Consider the following 1,253-nt stretch of genomic DNA (forward strand, 5'->3'; position numbering starts at 1 on the left):
TTCATCCATGATCGTGTTGCGGGGCTTTATTGCGCCGACAACGGCCGCCCGCCGCTCGATCCGACCTTGATGTTCAAGGCGCTGTTCATTGGCTACCTGTTCGGCATCCGCTCGGAGCGTCAGTTGGTGCGCGAGATCGAGGTCAACGTCGCCTATCGCTGGTTTCTGCAGATGAAGCTGACGGACGGTGTGTTTGACGCCTCGACGCTGTCGCAGAACCGCCGCCGGCGCTTCAACGACACGAGCGTGGCACAGGATATTTTTGACCACATCGTTGAGCAGGCGATCCGTCATGGCCTGGTGGACGGCACGGTGCTTTATACGGATTCAACGCATCTGAAGGCAAATGCCAACAAGGGCAAATATGATCTTGCGATGATCGAAAAGTCGCGCTCCGATTACTGGGCCGACCTCGACCGGGCGATTGAGGCCGAGCGAGCAGTGCACGGCCAGAAGCCCTTGAAGGAAAAGGAGCGCGAGCCGCAGGTGAAGGAAACCAAGGTGTCGCGCACCGATCCCGACAGCGGTTACATGGTGCGCGACGGCAAGCCAAAGGGCTTCTTCTACCTCGATCACCGCACGGTGGACGGCAAGCTTGCGATCATCACCGATACCCATGTCACGCCCGCCAATGTGCATGACAGTATCGTCTATCTCGACCGGCTGGACCGCCAGCGGGAGCGGTTCGGCTTCGAGGTCGGTGCTGTCGGGCTGGATGCCGGCTATGCCACGTCCGGCATCGCCAAGGGGCTGGAGGACCGCACCATCCTCGGTGTCACCGGCTATCGCAACCCGACCCCGCCCAAAGATGGCATGATGCGCAAGTCGAAGTTCGTCTACGAGCCTGAGGCGGACGGTTATCGCTGCCCCGAAGGCCAACTGCTCGCCTATGCCACCACCGACCGCAACGGTTATCGCCACTATCGTTCGGATCCTGCCATCTGCCGCGATTGTCCGTTGCTGGCCTCCTGCACATCAAACACCAAGGCGGTGCGTACCATCACCCGCCATGTCTGGGCCGACGCCCGCCAGCGCACCGACGCCCATCGCCTGACCCCTTGGGGCAAGGCAATCTATAAGCGCCGCAAGGAGACGGTCGAGCGCTCGTTTGCCGATGCCAAGCAGCTTCACGGGCATCGCTATGCCCGCTTTCGAAGTCTCACCCGCGTCGCATGCCAGTGCCTGCTGGCTGCAGCCGCCCAAAACATCAAGAAGATCGCCATGGCGCTCACCAAGCCACCCAGACCAGCCAT

1 protein-coding gene is annotated in these 1,253 nt (G+C 61.4%); it reads left to right on the top strand.

Going from position 1 to position 1,253, the window contains the following annotated elements; genetic code table 11:
* Window positions 1-1,253 (top strand): IS1182 family transposase (locus IB248_RS30845; protein WP_192242239.1); only part of this gene is annotated, 1,253 nt, incomplete at both ends.

Source organism: Rhizobium sp. RHZ01 (genome assembly GCF_014851595.1).
Lineage (GTDB): Bacteria > Pseudomonadota > Alphaproteobacteria > Rhizobiales > Rhizobiaceae > Rhizobium > Rhizobium altiplani.